This is a genomic window from Gammaproteobacteria bacterium (assembly GCA_013214945.1).
In the GTDB taxonomy this organism is placed as follows: Bacteria; Pseudomonadota; Gammaproteobacteria; order Enterobacterales; family Psychrobiaceae; genus Psychrobium.
This window is the reverse complement of sequence record JABSRT010000010.1, coordinates 84,032-106,502: the sequence shown is the minus strand read 5'-3', so window position 1 is coordinate 106,502 and position 22,471 is coordinate 84,032. Positions and strand designations below refer to the sequence as shown.

General features: G+C 43.6%; 23 protein-coding genes. 13 read left to right on the top strand and 10 right to left on the bottom strand.

The window, feature by feature from the left end; all coding sequences use genetic code 11:
• Positions 1-136: 136 nt before the first annotated feature.
• Together slmA and coaBC are read right to left on the bottom strand one after the other, a co-directional pair.
• Entirely contained in the window at positions 137-721 is a 585-nt protein-coding gene (gene slmA, locus HRU23_09725; GenBank protein NRA54410.1) for a nucleoid occlusion factor SlmA, read from the bottom strand.
• 16 nt (positions 722-737) lie between these two features.
• Positions 738-1,934 carry a bifunctional phosphopantothenoylcysteine decarboxylase/phosphopantothenate--cysteine ligase CoaBC gene (gene coaBC / locus HRU23_09720; protein NRA54409.1) on the bottom strand — a complete coding sequence of 399 codons (1,197 nt, stop codon included), beginning with the start codon at positions 1,932-1,934 and terminating at the stop codon, positions 738-740.
• 165 nt (positions 1,935-2,099) lie between these two features.
• On the opposite strand from coaBC, the gene radC reads away from it, so the two are divergent.
• The 7 genes from radC (at position 2,100) to HRU23_09685 (ending at position 6,872) form a co-directional block, all read left to right on the top strand.
• Positions 2,100-2,774 (top strand): DNA repair protein RadC, encoded by a 675-nt coding sequence (gene radC, locus HRU23_09715; protein NRA54408.1) that lies wholly within the window; start codon positions 2,100-2,102, stop codon positions 2,772-2,774.
• 212 nt (positions 2,775-2,986) lie between these two features.
• Positions 2,987-3,223, top strand: a complete 237-nt coding sequence (gene rpmB, locus HRU23_09710; GenBank protein NRA54407.1) for a 50S ribosomal protein L28 — start codon at positions 2,987-2,989, stop codon at positions 3,221-3,223.
• 11 nt (positions 3,224-3,234) lie between these two features.
• Positions 3,235-3,387, top strand: a complete 153-nt coding sequence (rpmG, locus tag HRU23_09705) for a 50S ribosomal protein L33 (protein ID NRA54406.1) — start codon at positions 3,235-3,237, stop codon at positions 3,385-3,387.
• 116 nt (positions 3,388-3,503) lie between these two features.
• On the top strand, positions 3,504-3,989 hold the full coding sequence (locus HRU23_09700) for a hypothetical protein (GenBank protein ID NRA54405.1): 486 nt from the start codon (positions 3,504-3,506) through the stop codon (positions 3,987-3,989).
• Positions 3,989-4,798 carry a bifunctional DNA-formamidopyrimidine glycosylase/DNA-(apurinic or apyrimidinic site) lyase gene (mutM, locus tag HRU23_09695; GenBank protein ID NRA54404.1) on the top strand — a complete coding sequence of 270 codons (810 nt, stop codon included), beginning with the start codon at positions 3,989-3,991 and terminating at the stop codon, positions 4,796-4,798. Before HRU23_09700 ends, mutM begins: the two co-directional genes overlap by 1 nt.
• Before the next feature lie 480 nt (positions 4,799-5,278).
• The gene (locus tag HRU23_09690) at positions 5,279-6,058 is read left to right on the top strand and encodes a glycosyltransferase family 2 protein (GenBank protein NRA54403.1); all 780 of its coding nucleotides are present in this window, start codon (positions 5,279-5,281) and stop codon (positions 6,056-6,058) included.
• A 52-nt stretch (positions 6,059-6,110) separates the two neighbouring features.
• Complete coding sequence (locus HRU23_09685; GenBank protein ID NRA54402.1) at positions 6,111-6,872, top strand: glycosyltransferase family 25 protein; 762 nt, start codon at positions 6,111-6,113, stop codon at positions 6,870-6,872.
• Positions 6,873-7,114: 242 nt separating this feature from the next.
• Here the strand turns inward: HRU23_09685 and HRU23_09680 are convergent, their stop codons facing one another.
• The 3 genes from HRU23_09680 to HRU23_09670 form a co-directional block, all read right to left on the bottom strand.
• Complete coding sequence (locus tag HRU23_09680) at positions 7,115-7,870, bottom strand: glycosyltransferase (protein ID NRA54401.1); 756 nt, start codon at positions 7,868-7,870, stop codon at positions 7,115-7,117.
• A 164-nt stretch (positions 7,871-8,034) separates the two neighbouring features.
• Entirely contained in the window at positions 8,035-8,505 is a 471-nt protein-coding gene (gene coaD / locus HRU23_09675; GenBank protein ID NRA54400.1) for a pantetheine-phosphate adenylyltransferase, read from the bottom strand.
• Positions 8,506-8,754: 249 nt separating this feature from the next.
• Positions 8,755-9,849, bottom strand: a complete 1,095-nt coding sequence (locus HRU23_09670) for a glycosyltransferase family 9 protein (GenBank protein ID NRA54399.1) — start codon at positions 9,847-9,849, stop codon at positions 8,755-8,757.
• Positions 9,850-9,982: 133 nt separating this feature from the next.
• Between HRU23_09670 and HRU23_09665 the strand changes: the two genes are divergently transcribed.
• Entirely contained in the window at positions 9,983-10,708 is a 726-nt protein-coding gene (locus tag HRU23_09665; protein ID NRA54398.1) for a 3-deoxy-D-manno-octulosonic acid kinase, read from the top strand.
• 13 nt (positions 10,709-10,721) lie between these two features.
• Here the strand turns inward: HRU23_09665 and waaA are convergent, their stop codons facing one another.
• On the bottom strand, positions 10,722-12,002 hold the full coding sequence (gene waaA, locus HRU23_09660; GenBank protein NRA54397.1) for a lipid IV(A) 3-deoxy-D-manno-octulosonic acid transferase: 1,281 nt from the start codon (positions 12,000-12,002) through the stop codon (positions 10,722-10,724).
• 154 nt (positions 12,003-12,156) lie between these two features.
• Between waaA and HRU23_09655 the strand changes: the two genes are divergently transcribed.
• The 3 genes from HRU23_09655 to tdh all read left to right on the top strand — a co-directional run bounded on the left by HRU23_09655 (position 12,157) and on the right by tdh (position 15,261).
• On the top strand, positions 12,157-12,816 hold the full coding sequence (locus HRU23_09655; protein NRA54396.1) for a TetR/AcrR family transcriptional regulator: 660 nt from the start codon (positions 12,157-12,159) through the stop codon (positions 12,814-12,816).
• Between the two features lie 229 nt (positions 12,817-13,045).
• Positions 13,046-14,239, top strand: coding sequence for a glycine C-acetyltransferase (locus HRU23_09650; GenBank protein NRA54395.1), 1,194 nt, complete (start codon positions 13,046-13,048; stop codon positions 14,237-14,239).
• Positions 14,236-15,261: an L-threonine 3-dehydrogenase gene (gene tdh, locus HRU23_09645; protein ID NRA54394.1), complete on the top strand. Its 1,026-nt coding sequence runs from the start codon at positions 14,236-14,238 to the stop codon at positions 15,259-15,261. The genes HRU23_09650 and tdh overlap by 4 nt, the downstream gene beginning before the upstream one ends.
• 67 nt (positions 15,262-15,328) lie before the next feature.
• On the opposite strand, the gene HRU23_09640 is transcribed toward tdh, so the two are convergent.
• From HRU23_09640 to HRU23_09630, 3 genes are all read right to left on the bottom strand, one after another.
• Positions 15,329-16,276: an ABC transporter ATP-binding protein gene (locus HRU23_09640; GenBank protein NRA54393.1), complete on the bottom strand. Its 948-nt coding sequence runs from the start codon at positions 16,274-16,276 to the stop codon at positions 15,329-15,331.
• Positions 16,273-17,118: an ABC transporter permease subunit gene (locus tag HRU23_09635; GenBank protein ID NRA54392.1), complete on the bottom strand. Its 846-nt coding sequence runs from the start codon at positions 17,116-17,118 to the stop codon at positions 16,273-16,275. Before HRU23_09635 ends, HRU23_09640 begins: the two co-directional genes overlap by 4 nt.
• 114 nt (positions 17,119-17,232) lie before the next feature.
• Positions 17,233-17,637, bottom strand: coding sequence for an acyl-CoA thioesterase (locus HRU23_09630; protein ID NRA54391.1), 405 nt, complete (start codon positions 17,635-17,637; stop codon positions 17,233-17,235).
• A gap of 107 nt (positions 17,638-17,744) precedes the next feature.
• Here HRU23_09630 and HRU23_09625 point away from each other — a divergent pair, with 107 nt between their 5' ends.
• Together HRU23_09625 and HRU23_09620 are read left to right on the top strand one after the other, a co-directional pair.
• Positions 17,745-19,895 carry a tRNA(Met) cytidine acetyltransferase gene (locus tag HRU23_09625; GenBank protein NRA54390.1) on the top strand — a complete coding sequence of 717 codons (2,151 nt, stop codon included), beginning with the start codon at positions 17,745-17,747 and terminating at the stop codon, positions 19,893-19,895.
• 231 nt (positions 19,896-20,126) lie between these two features.
• Positions 20,127-21,776 (top strand): electron transfer flavoprotein-ubiquinone oxidoreductase, encoded by a 1,650-nt coding sequence (locus HRU23_09620; GenBank protein NRA54389.1) that lies wholly within the window; start codon positions 20,127-20,129, stop codon positions 21,774-21,776.
• Between the two features lie 49 nt (positions 21,777-21,825).
• Here the strand turns inward: HRU23_09620 and rsmD are convergent, their stop codons facing one another.
• A complete protein-coding gene (gene rsmD, locus HRU23_09615) occupies positions 21,826-22,422 on the bottom strand; it encodes a 16S rRNA (guanine(966)-N(2))-methyltransferase RsmD (GenBank protein ID NRA54388.1) in 597 nt (198 codons plus the stop codon).
• Positions 22,423-22,471 lie beyond the last annotated feature (49 nt).

Here is a 22,471-nt window from a genome sequence, read left to right as displayed (position 1 = left end):
CACTTAGATGCCGCTGGCCTTAACGATCTGCTTACTCCTCAGATCGTTAAGGGTAAAACACTGCAGGCTGGGTGCTCGATGGCTGCTGTGCTTTGTAAATGGATGCGCTAGGCACAATGCTAGATGTGGCGCCACGTTAGCCAAGTAATTTAGCAAACTGCTGCCATTGCTGTTCAAAACCGTCGGTCGGTTTAAGCTTAAACTCACTGCGTACGTACTGAGTAATCCGCCCTTCGGCATAAGCGAGTAGCATGTTGGCTAACTGACTTTCATCAATATCAAAGCTTTTTCCTTCACGTAATTTACGTTCGCGCAATATTTGCTTAAGATGAGTTTCTAGCTTATCAAAGAGCATCGACATGCGTTCTCTAAGCCTGTCGTGTTCGCCTAATAAAGCGTCGCCAGTCATAATTCTGGTAATGCCGGGATTTTTTTCAGCAAACAGTAAAATAAGCTGAATTAAGCGATAACAACGTAACAAGGTGTTTTTTTCATCACTGGTAATAATATTAACGCGCGATAAAATCGATTGTTCAATAAACTCAATTAGCCCTTCAAACATCCGGGCTTTAGAAGGGAAGTGGCGATAAAGCGCCGCTTCTGAAACCCCGACTTCCTTGGCTAAACTAGCGGTAGTGATGCGCCGTCCTGGCGTTTCAAGCATGTGGGCTAGTGCTTGTAAAATTTGCTCGCGACGATTTATTTTTTTTGTGACGGCCATGTAGCGAAAGTCCTGCTTATGATTTGTTATGGAAATGGCTAAGAATTTCAACCATTAACTTAGTAGCTAATTGTTCTTTGTTGGCCAAAGGCAGATCAAGTTGGCCATCTTTCCAGAATAGGGTCAGGGCATTTTGATCGGCATTAAAGCCTTGGCCGGCGATTGCAACATTATTGGCGGCAATCAAGTCGAGTTTTTTGCGCTGGAGCTTACCCCGGGCATAGGTTTCAACATCTTGAGTCTCAGCAGCAAAACCAACACAAAAAGGGCGGTTGTTGCTTAATGATATATCTTGCAAAATGTCAGGATTTTTAACCATGGTAATGGTCATTTGGTCATCATTTTTCTTGATTTTTTGATCCGCAATCGCAACAGGGCGGTAATCAGCAACGGCGGCACAGCCAACAAAAATATCCACCTGTCCGGCTTTCGCTAGCGCTTGTTGGTGCATCTGCTTGGCGCTGACAACATCAATGCGAGTGACATTCTCTGGCGCTGTTAATGAAACAGGGCCGCTAATTAAAGTGACTTCGCCACCGAGCTGAGCGGCAGCCTTAGCTAATGCAAAACCCATTTTTCCTGAACTGTGGTTGCTAATATAACGAACAGGATCAATCGCTTCTCTCGTTGGGCCAGCGGTGATTAATATTTTAAACTTAGGCTGAGCAGGTTGAAAATGCTGCTGAACAAGTTCAACCAATTGCATCGGTTCTAGCATTCTGCCTAGCCCAACATCACCACAAGCTTGCTCACCACTACCTGGGCCCCATACTTTTATTCCGCGGGCTTTTAAATTGGTAATGTTGTGCTGAGTTGCAGTTGCTCGGTACATTTGCTGATTCATCGCCGGCGCAATCGCAATGGGTGCCGCCGTCGCTAGGCATACTGTGGTGAGTAAATCACCGGCTAACCCGGCATTAATCGAGGCGATAACGTTAACGGTAGCTGGCGCAATGAGTACTAAATCGGCCCATTTTGCCAACTCAATATGTCCCATTGCGGCTTCTGCAGCAGGATCAAGCAAACTATCGCTGACCGGATGGCCGCTAACGGCTTGCAAGGTCAGTGGGGTGATAAATTCTTTTGCACCATGAGTCATGATCACACGAACATCAGCGCCACGTTCTTTAAGGCGACGAACTAATTCTGCGCATTTATAGGCGGCGATACCGCCTGTGATGCCTAGTACGATCTTTTTATTTTTCACGTGTATATTTAACCAGCATAACCATTAACTTATGGCCAATAAGATATCACACTTCAGTCAAGTTAATGAATTTTGTCCATACTAATAACCGTTCACCACCAATAACTCGAAGGTTCACTGTGATTTATCGGTGGGATCCGCAAAGGGAACTTTACTGGTTGGGAATCGTATATGTCGATCAAACATTGGCCACAACAAATGCGGCCGCGAGAAAAATTATTAGCACAGGGCGCAAGCGCCTTATCCGATGCAGAATTGTTGGCGATATTTTTACGCACAGGTGTGCGGGGCCTATCTGCCGTGGCGTTGGCCAATAATTTGTTGGTCAACTTTGGTAGTTTACCGGCCTTATTACAGGCGTCTAAAACTGAATTTTGCCAACAGGTTGGTCTCGGGGAGGCCAAATATGCGCAGCTACAGGCGAGTGCCGAGCTAACTAAGCGCTGCCTTAAACAACAACTACAACAAATTGTGGCATTAACCAGTTCGGCGCAAACGATGGATTATTTACAGGCGAAATTGGTCAATTTACCTTATGAAAGCTTTGTTGTGATCTACCTTGATAATCAGCACCAAGTGCTGCAATGCGAGGAACTATTTCGCGGTACAATTAATGCGGCAAATGTTTATCCGCGAGAAATTGTTCGCCAAGTGATAAAATATAATGCTGCGGCGGTTATTTTAAGTCATAATCACCCGTCGGGAATTTCCGAGCCGAGTCAGTCTGATATTCGCATCACTAATCGAATAAAAGCGGCACTAATATTGATTGATGTATCGATCCTAGATCATGTCATTATCGGCTTTGGAAATCCGTATTCTTTTGCAGATAACGGGCTAATATAGCGACCAAGGTTCTTTTGGACTTTTGGAGCGTTTTTTGTGAACTAATTCTTGTTTTGAGGCGAAAAAGCAACTTATATCGTCTCATTATTGAACATTGCTTGCTTTGAATTTTAATGTGCTGTAGGATACGCGCCCTCATTTGTGCCTCGGGCGACGGCCAAACGGGGCACATTAAAAGCTCGAGCTTAGAAGTTTATTTTTGGAGGACTGACATGTCTAAAGTATGCCAAGTAACTGGTAAAAGACCAATTACAGGTAACAACGTATCGCACGCAAAAAACCACACGCGTCGTCGTTTTTTACCAAATCTTCACACTCACCGTTTTTGGGTTGAGAGTGAAAATCGTTTCGTTAAATTACGTCTTACTGCTAAAGGTATGCGTATTATCGATAAGAAAGGTATTGATGTGGTATTAGCAGAAATGCGTACCCGTGGCGAAAAGGTTTAAGGAATTAAAAAATGCGCGAAAAAATTAAATTAGTTTCAAGTGCTAGCAGTCATTTTTACACGACTGATAAGAACAAACGCACTATGCCAGAGAAACTAGAACTTAAAAAGTTCGACCCGATTGTACGTAAGCACGTTATGTACAAAGAAGCTAAAATCAAGTAATTGCTATTTGATCTTAGTACGAGGTTATCTAACCTCAAAAAAAAGCCCGGTTAATACCGGGCTTTTTTTGTGACCAAAATACGGTAAACTGATCTTTTAAATCAGAGAGTAATCTCGTGAGACTAACCAAGCGCACCTGGAACAATGTATTAATCTTTTCATGCATAGCGATGATTCTTATTTTTAATACCATGAGTAATAAGTTAGTCGATAACGCTGAGGGTGAATCTGCGCCTGTATTACCTGCTGGCAGCATGATTTTAACGGTGGAATACCCTAGCGGCACTATAGAACGATTAGGGCGCAATTGGCTTGTTACGTCGTCTCAGGCATCACTTAGTGGCGAGCAAGGCCAACAGGCAACGCAACTATTGATTGATCGTTGGTTAGGGCTAACTGGCGATATTATGCTTGTTAGTAGCGATGAGCAGGGGTACCGCGTCGTGATTTGGTTAGCTGCAGCGCAAGAGCCTCGCCGCTTGTGGGTTCAGCCAACGGCGGGATTGGTTACCGATATCTTGAGCCAAACCACGTGGAAAATTCCATCAACACAAATTGCGCAATTAACGTTGCAGTCGCTTGAATTAGTTAAAGAGTCATAATGCCTGAATTACCCGAAGTTGAAGTGAGTAAATTAGGCGTTAGCCAACATCTTAATCAGCAAGTGATTAGCGATATAATCGTTCGAACACCAAAATTACGCTGGGATATTCCAACTGAGCAACTAAAAACACTGATCGGCCAGCGTATTATTAATGTCTCGCGCCGCGCGAAATATCTGATTATTGAAACGGCCGCTGGCGATATTATTATTCATTTAGGCATGTCGGGCAGTTTGCGGGTCATTGCGCGCGATAGTGCCTTAAAAAAACATGATCATTTCGATTTAGTGGTGGCCGACAAGGTTTTACGCTTGAATGATCCGCGTCGTTTTGGGGCTTTGTTGTTCGCGGCGCCAGGACAAACACACCAGGTATTTAGTAAGTTGGGCCCAGAACCTCTGACTGATGATTTTAATGCGAGCCATTTAATTGCGCTATGTCAAAAGCGTAAGGCTGTGATAAAACAGGTTATTATGGATAACCCTGTGGTGGTTGGCGTGGGGAACATTTACGCAAATGAGGCATTGTTTTTAGCTGGAATTGATCCGCGGACCCCAGCCAATCAGGTACCGGAAAAGCAATTGTCTAAGCTGGTTGAAGTGATCAAAAACGTGCTAGTCGCTGCGATTAAGCAGGGCGGTACCACGCTTAAAGATTTCAGCCAGACCGATGGCAAGCCAGGTTACTTTGCCCAATCATTGCATGTTTATGGGCGTGGTGGCCAAGCGTGCACTCAGTGTGGACAAATATTGCAAGAGCTAAAAATTGGTCAGCGGGCAAGCGTGTTTTGTGAGCATTGCCAGAAATGAAAGTTTCTTGTTTAAATAAAAATTTGTGTTGAAACATTGTTTTTTATTGGCGTATTACAGGGATAAACTTCGCGCACTGCTGATGTAATGCCGAAAGGGTAGTTATTCGTAGCTAAAATCTTACTGTTATTATGGCTTCCGGTTATACTAAGCGACGCACTCTAAACTATCATCCAAAATGGCTCAGAAAATAAGACTAAATGCGGAGTCTGAGCTTATAGTTGTTTTAAAAGTCACAAGTTGTGGTTACTCCATAAGTCAGCATGCCTGCTACGCTACTTAAAATATGTATTTTGGAATAATTCAATTGCAGACCGGTCAGATAAGCAAGTATATCTTTTATTAAAGATAATTAGTTTTTGATGCTAAGATCTTAAATTTTAGCGTTTTTTGTGTTTAATATATGGGCAGGGCTGCCAATTTTTGGTGTATATAAATATTAATTACCGAAATATTAGTTCAAGTTTAAGAGATGATTATATGAAAAAACTACCGATCAGTGTTTTTATTGTTACGTTGAATGAAGAAAAAAATATCGCGACAGCACTTCAAAGCGTGAACTTTGCTGATGAGATTATTGTTGTGGACTCTGGTAGTAGTGATCGTACAGTAGCAATAGCACAAGGGCTTGGTGCAACTGTTGTTGTAAACTCTTGGCCTGGTTATGCAAAACAAAAACAGTTTGCCATGGGGTTATGCCGTCATGATTGGGTCTTGAATCTTGATGCCGATGAAGAGGTTACTCCTGCTTTAGCAGAGCGCTTCAAAGAGCTTGTTACTCAGGATAAGTACGTTAATATCCGTTGCTTACGTGATGATATTTTTATGGGTGAAGCGCTATCTTCTTGGTCAAAGAAACCTAATAACAATAGATTATATAAAAAATCTTTAGCATGTTTCGATAGTAGTCGTCTGGTACATGAAAGCGCTACGGTAGAAGGGAAAGAGCTTTTTATCAGTGAAACGTTGACGCATTATGGTTATGGTAATATTGAAGTTTTAACCCATAAGAATAATTTATACTCATCGCTAAAATCTCAGGAAAAATTTGATAAAAATAAAAACTTTTCGATAATTAAGTTGTTATTTATTTTCCCATTAGTTTTTATTAAAGAGTTGCTTTTTCAGCGAAAAATATTTTCTGGTAAGCGCGGTTTTATTTTGTCGATTATTCTGGCCTATTATGCATTTATGAAAGAAGCTAAATTGTATGAGCTTCAAGTGGATCAATCGGTTAAGGTTAACAAGAGAGAACAATAGTGGAGCTTTATAGTTCTAATCTATTACTAATTTACACGAGTTAAATTATATTATGGCAATAGTTAAATTTAAAATATTTGTGATTAATCTAGACTCAAGTCAAGATCGACTGGTGTCTATTGCTCAGCAATTCGACAAACTTGGCCTTGAATTTGAGCGTGTGTCCGCTGTGCGGGGAAGTGATTTAAGCAAGCAAGAAAAGAGCGAAATATTCGATCTAGACATTAACCTACAAAAGTACCATAAGATATTAAATGATGGTGAAATTGGATGTTACTTAAGCCACGTGCGTTGTTATGAGAAAATTATCGCTGAGCAGCTAGATTATGCATTAATTTTGGAAGACGATGCTATTTTGACTGAGCATATTAACGGATATATTAAAAATATTCCGATGATATCTAATGATTGGGATTATATTAAATTGTCTCATGGTAGTAAGGTAAAAAAAGTAATTGATACGGTATCAATAGGTGACAACTTGTCATTGAGTACCGCCAAGAAAATACCTTCTACTAATACTGGCCAATTTGTTTCTCTATCTGGAGCTGAGAAGTTAATGGCTCATGCATTTCCAATCGCTAGGCCAATCGATGTTGAAATTCAGTATTGGTTCGAGAAACAATTAAGATGTTTTGTGGCACAGCCGTCTCCTATCTTAAATGGAGATTTTGGCAGTGAAATTAATCAAGTGTCCGACCGTAGAGAGGCAAAAAAACATCGGTTGAAGCGCTGGGTACAAAAAATCCATTTCGAACTGGAGCTTATTCATCATCGCAATAATATCCCATCATTACCTAAGATTAAACGTTAGGTAATGATGGACGACTTACTTTCTTTGAGCGTTAGCAGGTAAGTTCAAGAGAAGTATAATTAATCATCATTTGAACTTATACACTATTTTTAGCTAAAGAGCTGTTGCTAAAAAGGCTGTGGCTTATGCCAGCGATACCTATTCGGAACAAACTGACTTCGTATTAATCCAGATAGGTATAGCCAATTAGTGGTCGCTAAAAAAATTAATTGGCTTCAAGGGTTTGTACTTTTTAATGTAAATTAAATGCCGAAAATTCGACAGAACGCAGCGCTAATTCGTTTGCAGAAAACCGAAAAATCTTTAGCTAGCTGATTTTGGCTGAGTTTATACCTGATCCCCCTATGGTCACCTGTATGCCGCACATAACCCGTTGGGAAAATTGCCGCTTTGAAGCCTTTTTGATGATAAATCTCACTCATGTTAAGTTCACCAGCCAATTCACCTATAGGTGCAAGTATTTGATAGTCAGACAGCCTTCTCAAGCCTGGATTAAATGTAAAGCCGTGCCACAGGGCTGAATTAGCCCGACGCTTATGGTTACGTAACATGATCTGATATTGTATGGGTTTGGTGGAAGTGCTGTCGAAAAGTTCTGGTTCAACTGGATGCTCATTAGTATCATTTTGTTCTCGTAGCCAAACGGTTACAATTTTTTCATCTGATTTTAGGACGTCAAATGAGTCTTCGATAAAACCTTCTCGATAAAACTCCCAATCGTCCTCGCAGTGAAAAATATACTCAGCAGTTACACATGCATAAGCCTTATCAATGCTTCTCATTTGACCTAATTGAGGATCGTTATTTAATACGATGAAATCAATAGCAGGGAACTTATCTAGCACTTTTGTTAATTGCACTAGATTATGACTATCTTCAATGATGATATGCTGAGAGATAGGGTAAGTATTGAATTTGAAAAAACTGGCTAAAGTCATTTCAAGTAAATCAAATCGATTACAGCTCGTTAGAACTAGCGCAACATTTTCTTTGTTCACATCCCATCCCAGATAATATTAAAGTATTCCAAGCCATCTTATGAGATGAGGGTATTTTGATCAAGTCTATCAGTCGTTTTAAAAGTGATTATGATCACTAGATAGTTATTATTAGGAAATCCCACATAACTAGACCTTTATTTTAGACGAACTACTTTCATAACTTATTGACTCAGCGCATCAGAAACAATATCAGGGACAAATTGGCTGACATCGCCACCGTGTAGCGCAACTTCTTTTACTAGTGTCGATGAAATAAAAGAATTTTTCTCCGATGGGGTTAAAAAGACACTTTCAAGATCTGGGTGTAGCCGTCTGTTCATATTGGCTAATTGAAATTCATATTCAAAATCAGAAACCGCGCGCAGGCCACGAACTAATACGGTGGCTTGATACTGCCTTGCGAAATCAACCAGCAAGCCATTAAAGCCAACTACAGTTACATTATCAAGGTGTTGAGTAACAGCCTTAGCTAAATTTACTCGCTGCTCAAGTGTAAAGCGCGGTTTTTTACTCGGGCTATTAGCGACACCAACAATGACTTCGGTAAATAATTTTGAGGCGCGCTCAACTAAATCAATATGACCATTAGTGACGGGATCAAATGTTCCTGGGTATATTGCTTTTGTATGCATTGGGTTACCTAATAGATATTGCGATTAAAACTTTTCGCTATTGTGATTAATATCTCGACCGTGGTCAATAGCATGATTAATCTCGGGCGCATTAAGCCTAATTTATCTCTTGATTGTTAAGCTATAATTTACTTAGGGACATGATAGCCCCGTATTGCAGCAAGGCTTCAGGAAAGTAGATATTGCGCCCTCACGTTGTAGGCGCTCAAAAATTTTAGCCTTACTGCAGAACTTACACCTGGGCCATCTTTATGATTGAGTTTTTTTAGCGAAACCACCATAACGTTTTGGGGCCAAATCAAGCTCTAAAATCATCGTTTCTAGTTTGTTTTTTACGTCTTGGACTTTAATTGTGTCCATTAAGTTTTCGCCTTTAGCCCGGGTGCCCCATTTGATCATCGAAATAGGTTTTTTCTTTTGCTCTACGATGGTCTCAATATAAGTACTAACGACAAACTCTTGATAGCTATATGGGCCTGTTCGCGCAGGGTTACTGTGCGCATATAAACCAATAACTGGCGTAGCTACGGTGACGGCCATATGTGCTGGGCCGGTATCTGGCGCTAACACCACATCAGCTTGTTTTAATACTGCTAGCAGCTGCTTTAACGTTGTTTTACCAATTAAATTTAGTGGTTGCTGCTCGCAGCTATCATTGATCAATTGTCCAAGCTGTTGCTCTGATGCTGTCGGACCGCCACATAAAATAACATTCCAATCTTTATCGTGAGCATAGTTAACAATAGCGCTATAGTGCTGAGCCTGCCAATTTCGCTCGGCTTTACTGGCGGCTGGTGCAATAACTAAAGTTCGGCGATCGGGATCAAAATGTTGATTGGCCCAGTTGAGGTCTTGCTCATTTAGTGGCATTTGCCATTGCGGAGTGAGATCTGTTACCCCTGTGACTTCGGCAAAGGCCATGAAACCGTCGAGTACGTGAGGTTTTATTTGTGCCTTAATTCTACGATTACCAAACAACCATTGGCCTTCTTTCGCTCGTTTTTTATCAAAACCTACTTTGTACTTGGCTTTGATGCACCAACTGGCGAGGCTAGCTCGCAGCGCGACCTGCATTTGCAATAAAACATCGAACTGGCGACCTTTAAGCGTTGTCTTGAGTTCTTTATAACCTTGTAAGCCGGATTTTTTGTCAAAAATAATAAATTCGACCCCTGGTAATCCTTCAAGCAGCATAGCTTCTACTTTACCGATCACCCATGTGATGGTTGTTTCTGGCCAGCGGCGCTGAATGGCTTGCACTGCGGCGACAGCATTGCAGACGTCTCCAATGGCACTTAAACGTAGAATACAAATAGATTGCGGCTGATGTCCGGGGTAATTCATGGCGGTAAACTTATTGGTTGTCTCAGAGATCTTGAGTTTATCATAAGTTCTAAATGAATCGTCAAATCGCTTAGGTATAAACCCGTCGCCGATTAGGCTAAACTAGCGAAAATTATTCGATGGATATTTCTCTGTGGTTTTACACCTGCAACAATCAGATAATCAGTGGCTTATTGGTCATTTAGACGCCGTGGTCGATCGGGCGTGGTTTATGCCCTCGTATTGGCAGCAACAACAGCAGATTTTAGGTCAATCTCATGGCCGTAATGTCACCTGGTTTGTCGGCCTGCCAGAGCAGGCTATGGTATTACGCCATTATTATCGTGGCGGTTTAATTGGTAAATTAATAACAGATTGTTATTGGTTTAGCAGTATCGAACAAACTAGGGCTTATCGCGAATTTTCGTTATTGGTGGAATTAGAGCGACTGCAGTTACCGGCTTGTCGCGTTGTGGCAGCGCAAGTGACCAAAACTGGCTTAATTTATCGGGCCGATTTACTGATGAAGATGGTCGACAATGGTCAGGATCTGGTGGCCTTGTTAACACAAGGGCCGCTAACAGAATCGCAATGGGCGGCGATTGGTGCAACGATTGCAGAATTTCATCGGGCGCGGGTTTATCACGCCGATTTAAATGCCCACAATATTTTGATCGACAACAACCAGCAAACTTGGTTAATTGATTTTGATCGCGGTGAAATAAAAGCCGAGGCTGGTGCCTGGTGCCAGCAAAACCTCGACCGGTTATTACGCTCTTTTGAGAAAGAATTAGCCCAACTTGGCGTTTTTCATTTTGGTCCGCAGCAGTGGCAACAGTTATTGCAAGGTTATCAGCAAGCAATGGCAGTGCAAGCTTAACTCCTAGCCAGGTTTAAGTATTGGTTATTGCTAGCTGCTTACTAACCCACAGCTCAAGGCGTTGCAGAGTGCCTTGGTTGCTTTTGACAAACTCTTGAGCGCTATGACCCATGGTCAGTCGCTGGTTGTTATCGTTAAATAAGCGTTGCAGCTCTTGACTGAGCTGAGATGGGTCTTCGACGATCGTTAAACCTTTGGCAGCGGTTAAACGTTGACAAATGTCGCTAAAATTAAAGACATGTGGACCCATTAATACCGGCTTGCCTAAAGCGGCGGGTTCTAGTGGGTTATGGCCGCCACGCTCTATTAAACTGCCGCCAATAAAAGCGACATCCGCCACCCCGCACATCAGTAATAATTCGCCCATGGTATCGCCTACTACAACTTGGGTCTTGAGGCTTGGTGCTTCGTCATCGCTACGTTTGACAAAACTAAGCGCCATGCTTTGGCACAGTTGACTGACTCCGTCGAATCGCTCCGAATGGCGCGGCACAATAACCAGTAATAACTCGGGTAGTTGCAGTAACAATTGTTGGTGAACCTGCAAAATTTGCTGATCTTCAACTGGGTGGGTACTACCTGCGACCCAAACCGGACGCTGAGTGGCCCACGCTGCTTTTAACTGCATTTGTTGCGCGATTAATTCAGGTGAAATCTTAAGATCGAACTTGATGCTGCCGGTAATTTTTAATTTTTCTGCCGCTAAGCCTAAATCTGAGAAACGTTGACCATCACTGGCAAATTGCGCTGATACTTGCGTTATTTTAGCTAACATTTCGGCCATTAATGGTGCGGCTTTTTTATGATAGCCACGGGCTGACTTTTCAGACATTCTGGCATTGGCTAGTAAGGTCGGAATTTGGCGTTGGTGCAACTGATGAATCATGTTGGGCCACAATTCCGTTTCCATAATAATGCAAATGGCAGGCTGTAATCGATGCAAGAATCGTTGCATCGCACCAGGTAAGTCTAGCGGTAAATAACAATGGGTAACGCGATTGCCAAATGCTTTGATCACAGTGGCGCTGCCAGTAGGAGTACTCGTTGTTACCACAATTTGATGATCGGGATGGTTGCAGAGCAAATTATTGATTAATGGCGTAGCAGCAATGGTTTCACCAACCGATACCGAATGGATTAAAATAACCGGTTTGCTGACATTAAATTTATTAAAGCCGAAGCGTTCGCCAACCCTGCCGCGATAATCGGCCGATCGTAACGCTCTATAGCCAAGATAAGCTAAGATAATTGGCGTAAGTAGGTATAAAAAAAAGGTATATAAGTGTCTATTCATTTTGCTTGTTGTCTGTGAACAGGTTACATTGACTCATAGGGGGAGTACGAGTCTGACTAGGCTTTATCATACGTTGTTTTGGAAAAAATAACAGTTCGCTGGTGGTTTGTGCCCTAGATATATTCTTAATAACAACTAAGCAAAACAGATACTAATGAAAACCAAAGATAAAATTATCCAAGCAAGCATCGAGTTATTTAATTTGCTTGGTGAGCGAAATGTATCAACCAATCATATTGCGGCCCACCTCAATATTAGCCCCGGCAATCTTTATTACCATTACCGTAATAAGGACGATATTATTCGTTCTATCTATACCCTGTATGAACAAAATCTTGACCAAATGTTTCAGCCGCAGCATCACGAAAGCGTCGGTATGGATGAAATGATGTATTACGTTGATCGGGTTTTTTATTCGATGTGGCGCTTTCGTTTTTTTTACGCCAACTTGACCGACATTTTGGCTCGAGACAAAGAGCTGCACCAGCGCTATCTGGTTGCTCAAAAGCGGCTCTATCATCGAATTATCACCAGCTTGGCTGAGATCCGCGAGCAAGGTTATATTGATCTCGACGATGACATGCTTAATGATTTGGCCCAAACCTTGAAACTAGTGGTGACCTTTTGGATTAGTTACCAACAAACCCAGAGTGAGGAAGAAATTACCCAAGCAACAATTTCAGCGGGCGTGCTTAAAGTAATTTGTATTTTTAAGGGCCATATTAGTGATAAGGGCCGTACTCATCTCAATCAAATTGAGAAAAACTATCGCGAATTAATGAACAGTGATGATATTTCACCGACCCTCGATTAGTAATATTGATAACCAGATTACAAGCTACGTATAACATGTTGTTATTTCATTGTTTTATAGTTGAAACAACTTGTTAACACGAAAAAAACTAATAGTGCTGCTATTCTGGCCCGATAGAACGGATTTGTATCACAAATACCAGTAACATACTCCTATACTCGCACCGTACAGCGCCGCACATGGCGCTATACTAACGACGAACATACCCGTTCATTTTTTAGGAGACATCATGTCTGGTTCATTTAGTGATTTTATTAAGCAACAGCTCGTTCAAGTGAAGGCCGACGGCCTATACAAAGAAGAGCGTCAGCTGCTTTCACCGCAGGATACTGGCATTGAAGTATCCGCTGGTGAAGTTATTAATTTTTGTGCTAACAACTATTTAGGTTTAGCCAATCACCCTGATCTTATAACCGCTGCTAAACATGGCCTAGATAACAATGGCTTTGGTATGGCGTCGGTGCGATTTATCTGTGGTACTCAAGATATTCATAAGCAACTGGAAAATAAACTGAGTTCATTCCTTGGCATGCCAGATACTATTTTGTATTCATCATGTTTCGATGCCAATGCCGGTTTATTTGAAACCTTATTAGGCCCTGAAGACGCGATCATTTCCGATGCACTTAATCATGCCTCAATTATCGATGGCGTGCGTTTATGTAAGGCTAAGCGTTTTCGCTACGCCAATAACGACATGGCTGCACTTGAAGCGCAATTAATTGCGGCAACTGAAGCTGGTGCTCGTTTTAAATTAATTGCCACTGACGGTGTCTTTTCAATGGACGGCGTGATCGCCAACCTTAAAGGCGTTTGTGATCTTGCTGATAAGTATGACGCAATGGTAATGGTTGATGACTCACATGCTGTTGGTTTTGTTGGTGATCTTGGTCGTGGCACTCACGAGCATTGCGACGTGATGAACCGAGTTGACATTATTACTGGCACGTTAGGCAAAGCACTTGGCGGCGCGTCAGGCGGCTTTACCTCAGCCAGTAAAGAAGTGGTTGAATGGTTGCGTCAACGTTCACGCCCTTATTTGTTCTCAAACTCGCTGGCACCAGCGATTGTTACGGCCTCAATCAAAGTATTAGATATGCTTGAAGACGGCCAAGAGCTACGCGACCGCGTTAAAGCGAATGCCGAATATTTCCGTAGTGAAATGGCTGCTGCTGGCTTCACGATGTCGGGTGCGGATCACGCGATTGTACCTGTGATGTTAGGTGATGCGAAATTAGCACAGCAAATGTCAAACAAGCTGCTGGCGAAAGGCATTTACGTTGTTGGTTTCTCATTTCCTGTGGTCCCTAAAGGCGCGGCACGTATCCGTACTCAAATGTCTGCTGCACACACCAAAGCTCAGTTAGATCAGGCTATTGCTGCATTTATCGAAGTCGGTAAAGAGCTTAAGGTTATTTCATGAAAGCATTAAGTAAAGTCAAAGCCGAAAAAGGCATCTGGATGGTCGACGCGCCAGAGCCACAAATGGGTCATAACGATCTATTAATTCGGATCCGTAAAACGGCGATTTGCGGCACCGACATGCACATCTATAACTGGGATGACTGGGCACAGCGTACTATTCCGGTGCCAATGGTTGTTGGTCATGAATATGTTGGTGAAGTCGTTGGCATTGGCCAAGAAGTTAAAGGTTTTGCCATTGGCGACCGCGTATCAGGCGAAGGCCATATTACCTGTGGTCATTGTCGTAACTGTCGCGGTGGCCGTACCCATTTATGCCGTAATACTATTGGCGTGGGCGTTAACCGTTCAGGTTCATTTGCAGAGTTATTAGTTATTCCAGCGTTTAATGCTTTTAAGTTACCTGATGATATTTCAGATGACTTAGCTGCGGTATTCGACCCGTTTGGTAATGCGGTGCACACTGCGTTGTCGTTCGACTTGGTTGGTGAAGACGTTTTAATTACCGGTGCCGGGCCAATCGGCATTATGGCGGCCGCTATTTGTAAACACGTTGGCGCGCGCCACGTGGTAATTACTGATGTTAACCCTTACCGTCTTGAACTTGCCAAGAAAATGGGCGCGACCCGTGCGGTTAACGTGATGGAAGAGAAACTTGAAGATGTCATGAGCGACCTTGGCATGACCGAAGGTTTTGATGTCGGCATGGAAATGTCTGGCGTACCGTCGGCGTTCCAAAGCATGCTTAAAAACATGAACCACGGTGGCCGCATTGCGATGCTTGGCATTCCGCCGTCAGATATGTCAATTGACTGGGATCAGATTATCTTTAAAGGATTGGTGATAAAAGGAATTTACGGCCGTGAAATGTTTGAAACTTGGTATAAAATGGCCAGTTTAATTCAGTCAGGCCTCGATATTTCTCCAATTATTACCCATCATTTTAACATTGATGATTTCCAGCAAGGTTTTGACGCCATGGGCTCAGGATTGTCAGGAAAAGTTATTTTAAACTGGGATTAACCTTAACTTTAATTTAACCAACAAGGCTAGCGCTCTGATGAATGCTAGCCTTTTTTATTGCCATTAATTAATCAAACAATTGCTGTTCTAGCGACTGGCCTTTAACCAGTTGTCGGTAATCAATGCCATGTTGATAAAGGCAGTCGAGCAATAACCGATCAAAGCGCGGTTGCTCTTGGCCGTTGTAACTAATAACCAGACGATTCTTTTGTTGGTTATTTAATGAGATCAGGCCCGATAATTTATTTAACAGCGCAACGACTTCGTTATCGGCTGGAGTAACGAGTTGCAGGCTAAGGTGCTGCACTAAGTTATCGTTGGCATGGCCAATTTTCTGTTGGCTCATTACGCCTTGTTCAAGTAACAACACCGTGTCACACAGCTGCTCTAGTTCACTTAAATTGTGTGAGCTAATAATAAAGTGCGCTTGCTCTGATAAATCGGCGATCAACGCTCTTATTTGACGAGCACTGGCCGGATCAAGACCGGCAGTCGGCTCGTCTAATAGCACCAGTTGCGGCGAACCAATCAATGCCTGAGCGATAGCGACCCGTTTTTTCATGCCGTGACTTAAGCTCGTTGGTCGCAAAGACAAGACCTCACTCAAATTCACTAATTGTAATACGCGATCGGTTTCAAGCTGAGCGCCTGAGCTGGTGTACCCTTGCAGTTTGGCGTAAAACGTTAGCTGCTGACCAATGGTAAAAGCTGGATCAAGCAGGGCATCTTGCGGTAATGAACTGATCCGACCGAGCAAAGCGCTGGCACCGGGAGCATGACCAAGCAGGGTTATGTCACCGCTGCTCGGTTGCTGATAGTTGGCTAAAATATTAAACAAGGTGGTTTTTCCCGCACCATTAGGACCAACAAGTGCGGTTGCACCACGCCGTGGGCTGTTAAAACCATCACCTCGACTTTCATCAGAACTGGCGCCTAAGGTGAAGCTAACTTGGTTTAACGCGAGTTTGCCGCCAAAGCGCTTGGTTAAATCTCGGCATTGGATAATTGCAGTCATAGTGCTCTCCGGGCAAATATCTGTTGGGCTAATACCAGATAACAGACGGTTTGGGCCAACGGCACTATCGCACTGTTAAGCGATGACATTGCATCAGCCTGAACCAAAGACGTTAACTGTTGACCCGGTAGGATAATTAACAGCGAACTTAAGCCGGGTGAGCCAAGTGCCGCCAGGCCAATAATGCTGCTTAATAGTGGAATAACAATCACGGTGGCAACGACACTCAAACGTGCAGAAACAAAAATGCAGTTAAACAAACTCATTAAGGCGATAAAGGGTAAACATAAAATGAATAAGTTGGTGCCAATCAGTACTAATTGGTTGGTTGCGGCGAGCAGCGATGATGGATCTCGAATTAACGCCATCAGCATGGTTGCTCCAAGCGTAAGCACAATGCCGCTAAAAACAATAATAAGTTGAGCAATGAATCGGCCAAATAATAATTGATTACGAGTGGCGCGTAGGGCAATAAAGCGTAATGTGCCCCGGTTATGATCTGACGCTAATTGATCGCTGGCAAATAACACACTGGTCAACGGAAACACAAAAGCAGCAATCAACCAATAAACGGCTAGCTCAGGGTAGGGCCAAGCAAGCAGGTACTCAAGATTGATAGTTTGTGAGAACAGGAAAAAGTCATTAAAGTAGCTCGGGTTACTTAAAATAGCAGCGGCTTGATAAATAGGATATTTTAACAACAGCAGCCAACTAATGGCAAAGGCAATAACCAGCATTAAACCGCGCTTGGTGAGGGCGACTCTAACCAGTTCAAATTGACAAATTAGCCAAATTATCTTGATGGTTTGCGGCCGTGAGGGTAAAGCAGAAGGCACTGACATCGCCGAAAATCCTTATCTGAGCAAGCGGGTTGGGATAAATGGCTAATATCGGGGCACCCCGATTAGCACAAAAGTAATCGCGGGCACTATACCTTAAATTGGTGGGTTAACGCATTAAGATTGAGCCAGCTCGATAAAGTGCTCTTTCATTAAATCGATTATGTGTTGAGGCAGCGGTTGGCTTTTCTTTTCCTGATGGCAAAAATTAATCATGGTGGTGAGTCCACTGACCGTTTTTGTGCCATTTTGCCAGCATTCTTGATAAACATCGAACGAGGCTCCACCGATCCGACTGATATAGGTTTTTATTTCGACTTCGCTGCCATAGTGGGTTTCGGCGTGAAAAGTAACGCTAAACTTGCCAAGCATTAACTTCCAGTCTTTAAGATCGAGCTCGGGGGAAAACATTCGAAAAACCGGCTCACGCGCGGCTTCAAACCACATTGGCAGAACGGTATTGTTGATATGGCCTAGGGCATCAGTTTCAAGAAAACGAGGGCTGATAGAAGTAGCTAACATGGTGATCTCCAGTAAACGATTGTTTAAATTTTTATCTAATCTAACAAAAATAATAAGGTTATAATATGAGTTTCGTGAGATTGGAACGATTAAGTGGATAGATTGACGTGAATGATTTTAAAAGTTTTATTGAGCAATTAGCCCAACATGGCCAGCAGAGTAACCACCGGAGTGTGGTGGTGCTTAGTGGACCTCAGTCGTGGGCAACTGAGTTGTTGGCTGAGCAGTTAACTGCCCAGTCTTGCTGTTGGTTAGGCGACGGGCCGTGGTCAAGTTGTCTTGCGATCAATAAGGCTAAATCAGTGCTCGGTCAAGAATATCAGCAGTTGGTGTTTAACGGCTACAGTGGCTTTAACCCCGATGCGTTCGGGGTGGTCAGTGGCACCTTAGCGGGTGGCGGCATTTGTTTTATCATTTGTCCTGATTTTAAGGAGTGGCCAAGCTTCGCCGATCCCGATTACGTGCGTTATGTCGCAACCCCCCAAGATGTTGACCGCGTAACGGGTTATTTTATTCGCCGAGCTATCACCATCATTAAGGCGCAATCGTCTTGTTATGTGCTAACGCCTGATACACCGCTGCCCGAGTTAAGCAACGTGGTGATTAACGAGCCTAAGCTTGCGACTATTGCCCCTTATGCAAGTGAGGAACAACAGCATGCGGTGGCACAGATAGTTAAAACGGTTACTGGTCACCGCCGACGACCGTTAGTGATTAGTGCCGATCGTGGCCGTGGTAAATCTGCAGCCTTGGGTATTGCCGCCGCCGAGCTCTTAGCCAGCCGAGTTTCTCGCATTATCATTACCGCGCCAACAGTTGCCGCGGTGCAGTCGGTCTTTAAACATGCGGCGTTACTGCTCGATGGTGCGCAGATCACTAAGCTTTGCCTTACGTGGCAGGGCAAGACCATTGAGTTTATTGCGCCTGATGCCTTGATAAAGCTGCAACCAGATAGCGATTTAGTGCTGGTGGATGAAGCGGCCGCAATCCCGACAGCGATGTTGGCGACCTTAGCGACCACCTATTCACGATTGGTCTTTGCGACAACCCTGCATGGGTACGAAGGCACTGGTCGTGGTTTTGCGTTGCGCTTTATTAAACGCCTAGCTGAAATATCACCGGGGTATCGCACCGCCGGGCTTAATCAACCAATCCGGTGGGCTGAGCAAGATCCGCTAGAGCAGCTGACTTATCAACTGCTCGGGCTAAAATCTGAAGCGGCGAATGTTGATTCACTTGTTGAAGCTATGGCTGGTAAGCACGGCCGCCAACAGCTTGAGTTTAGTCAACTTAGTCAGCGACAGTTATTGGACAACCCCAGCTTGCTAGAGCAGCTCTTTGGTTTGTTGGTATTAGCGCATTACCAAACGTCACCTTCTGACTTTCGTCAGTTATTAGACGCTCCAGACTTAACAATATTTATAGCGACAATAGATCAGCAATTGGTGGCTACCGCGCTAGTGTTAACCGAGGGCGACATTAAGCCGGCGTTAGCGCAGCAGATTTGGTTGGGACAGCGTCGCTTGCGCGGGCATCTGTTGCCACAGTCGCTAATGGCTCAAGTTGGGCTGCAAGAAGCGGGTGCGTATCGTTATGGCCGGATTATGCGCATTGCGGTGCAGCCACAGTTGCACCGTAATGGCATTGGTCTGCAGTTAGATCAGCAAATTGAGCAGTGGGCACAAGCCAACCAGCTCGATTTTATTGGCGCCAGCTTTGGCGCGACCGCCGATTTACTCGATTATTGGCAGGCGTTAAATTATCAACCCCTGCGATTGGGGCTTAATCGTGACAGTGCCAGCGGCACCCATTCTGCGATCGTATTAAAACCGCTGCAGGTCAGCGAGCCACATCAGCAATTGATTAACTTGGCTCAGCAAAATTTTTATCACAACTTAGGGTATGCCTTAAGTGCACAATTTGAGGCGCTGGAATTCGAACTGGTGGTTGGCTTGCTGAGCGACGTCGTGGGATCTGAGCCGCTTAAGACCCAAGATCTCTCAAATATTGAGGTGTTTACCGCTGGTGGCCGGCCATTTGAGCTGGTGGCTCATTCGATTGCACAACTGATTTGGAGCAAGGGCCAGCAATTAACGCAACTATCAACTCAATTTCAGCAGATCCTGATCCTTAAAGTGCTGCAACAGCAATCTTGGTCTGCTTGTTGTCGGCCGTGTGGCACTAGTGGCCGTAAGGGGTCGGAAGCTTTGTTGAGACAAGCGGTAACGATGTTATTAAGCGAGTGCGCCGTCCAATAACGACATCAGGTCAGTAAATAATATAAAAATTAACTTGCACAAAGTTTAAAACGGTTGTTTAATTCCTGTAATGTAGTCGAAAGTTTATTCATTACGACTGTACCGCAGGGTTAATATCGGCTATCGTGCTGGTTGGTCTAGTTGACGTTAACGTAAGTTTTGCGCTAATGAATAATCATAATAAATATTATAAAAATAGTTACGCGAGCAATAGCGATAGAGGAGCAGAATATGGAACGTGAATCGATGGAGTTTGACGTTGTCATCGTTGGTGCCGGCCCAGCCGGTTTATCGGCGGCTTGCCGTTTAATGCAGGCAGCAAAAGAACAAGAGCAAGAACTCACGGTTTGTTTGGTTGAAAAAGGCTCTGAAGTTGGCGCGCATATCTTATCTGGTGCGGTCTTTGAGCCAAAAGCACTGAACGAACTTTTTCCTAATTGGAAAGAGCTCGGCGCACCACTACATACCGAAGTGGTTGTCGACGATATATTTATGTTTAACGGTGAGTTTAACAGCATAAAAGTCCCGAATATGCTGGTGCCTAAAACCATGCACAATGAAGGCAACTATATTGTTAGTTTGGGCAATGTTTGTCGCTGGCTTGGTGAGCAAGCTGAGCAACTTGGGGTCGAAATATTCCCAGGTTTTGCCGCTGCTGAAACCTTGTACCACGAAGATGGTGCAGTTAAAGGCATTTTAATCGGCGATATGGGTATTAGCGAAAGTGGTGAGCAAAAAGACTCGTACATGCCCGGTATGGAATTACACGCCAAATACACTATTTTTGCTGAAGGCTGTCGTGGCCATTTAGGCAAAGAACTACAGGATCGATTTAACCTCAATGAAGGCCGTAGCCCGCAGCATTATGGTTTAGGCATTAAAGAAATTTGGACTATACCTAGCGAGCAACATCAGCAAGGTAAGGTAGTTCATACCGCAGGTTGGCCACTAAATGATGGCGCGACTGGGGGTGGTTTCTTGTATCACATTGAAGATAATCAAGTGGTTGTTGGCTTGATTGTTGATTTAAATTATAGCAATCCATACCTCAGCCCATTTGATGAATTCCAGCGTTATAAGCATCATCCTCAAATTGCCAAATACCTAACTGGCGGTACTCGCTTGTCTTATGGTGCTCGTGCAATCGCTAAAGGCGGCTTAAACTCATTGTCTAAAATGAGCTTTGCTGGTGGTTTGATCATTGGTTGTGATGCTGGCACGCTTAATTTTGCCAAAATCAAAGGATCGCACACCGCGATGAAGTCGGGCATGATTGCTGCTGATGTTATCGTGGCTGAATTGGCCAAGGGCGATGCCGCCGTTAGCGAATTAACCCAATATGGCGAGCAGTTTAAGCAGTCGTGGATTTACGAAGAACTTTATAGTTCACGTAACTTTGGCGCGGCAATGCATAAATTTGGCACCATTTTAGGCGGTGCGTTTAATACCATCGACCAAAATGTGTTTGGTGGTAAATTGCCGGTTAATCTTAAAGATGACAGCCTAGATCACGCGCAGCTTAAGTTAGCGAGTCAATCAAAAGAAATTGCTTACCCTAAGCCTGATGGTAAATTAAGTTTCGATAAGTTGTCATCGGTATTTTTGTCTAATACCTATCACGAAGAAGATCAGCGTTGCCATTTAACCTTGGCTGACCAATCGATTCCTTTGTCAGTAAACTTAGAAAAATGGGCTGAGCCAGCCCAGCGTTACTGTCCGGCGGGTGTGTATGAAATTGTTGAAGAAAATGGCGAAAAACGTTTTCAAATCAACGGCCAAAACTGTGTCCATTGTAAAACTTGTGACATAAAAGATCCGAGTCAAAACATTACTTGGATTTCACCAGAAGGCGGTGGCGGGCCCAATTACCCGAACATGTAATAGCTGTTTAATAAAAAGGCCGCCACTAGGCGGCCTTTTTTATGGTGGCTTAATTAGTGCGCTGCCACAATGAGAAATTAACCTGACCGGCATTTTTTTCTTTTAAACATTGCCAGTTATCGGGTAATTTTACCTGAGATAATTCAGATTCCATTTCAAGGTATATTACCGCATCGTCACTAAGCCAACCTTGCTGCTCAAGCAATTGGCAGCTTTGCTCTAACAAATCTTTACGAAATGGTGGATCGATAAATACCAGTGAAAATTGTTGGCTAGCAGAGCTGGCCAAAAAAGTAAGGCTATCGGTATTTTTAACTTGACCGTTGTCACAGCCTAACATCGTTAAATTCTCGCTGAGTTGGCGTGCCGCACTACGATCTTTTTCCAGTAATAACGCTGAATCGGCAAAACGCGATAAGGCCTCAAAAGACAAACCACCACTGCCGGCAAACAAGTCGAGACATTGCGCGCCATCGATGTAAGGAGCAAGCCAATTAAATACCGTTTCTTTAACCCTGTCAGTGGTTGGGCGTAAGCCATCAACATCATGGACCGGCAGTTTTCGGCTGCGCCATTGGCCACCGATGATCCGAATTTGTCCAGATTGTCCCTTAGATCCTCTTGAACTCTTTTTAACCGAAGCCATTGCTACCTCATTCCGTTACTATTTGCTATTATCGCAGTCTACATTTTTC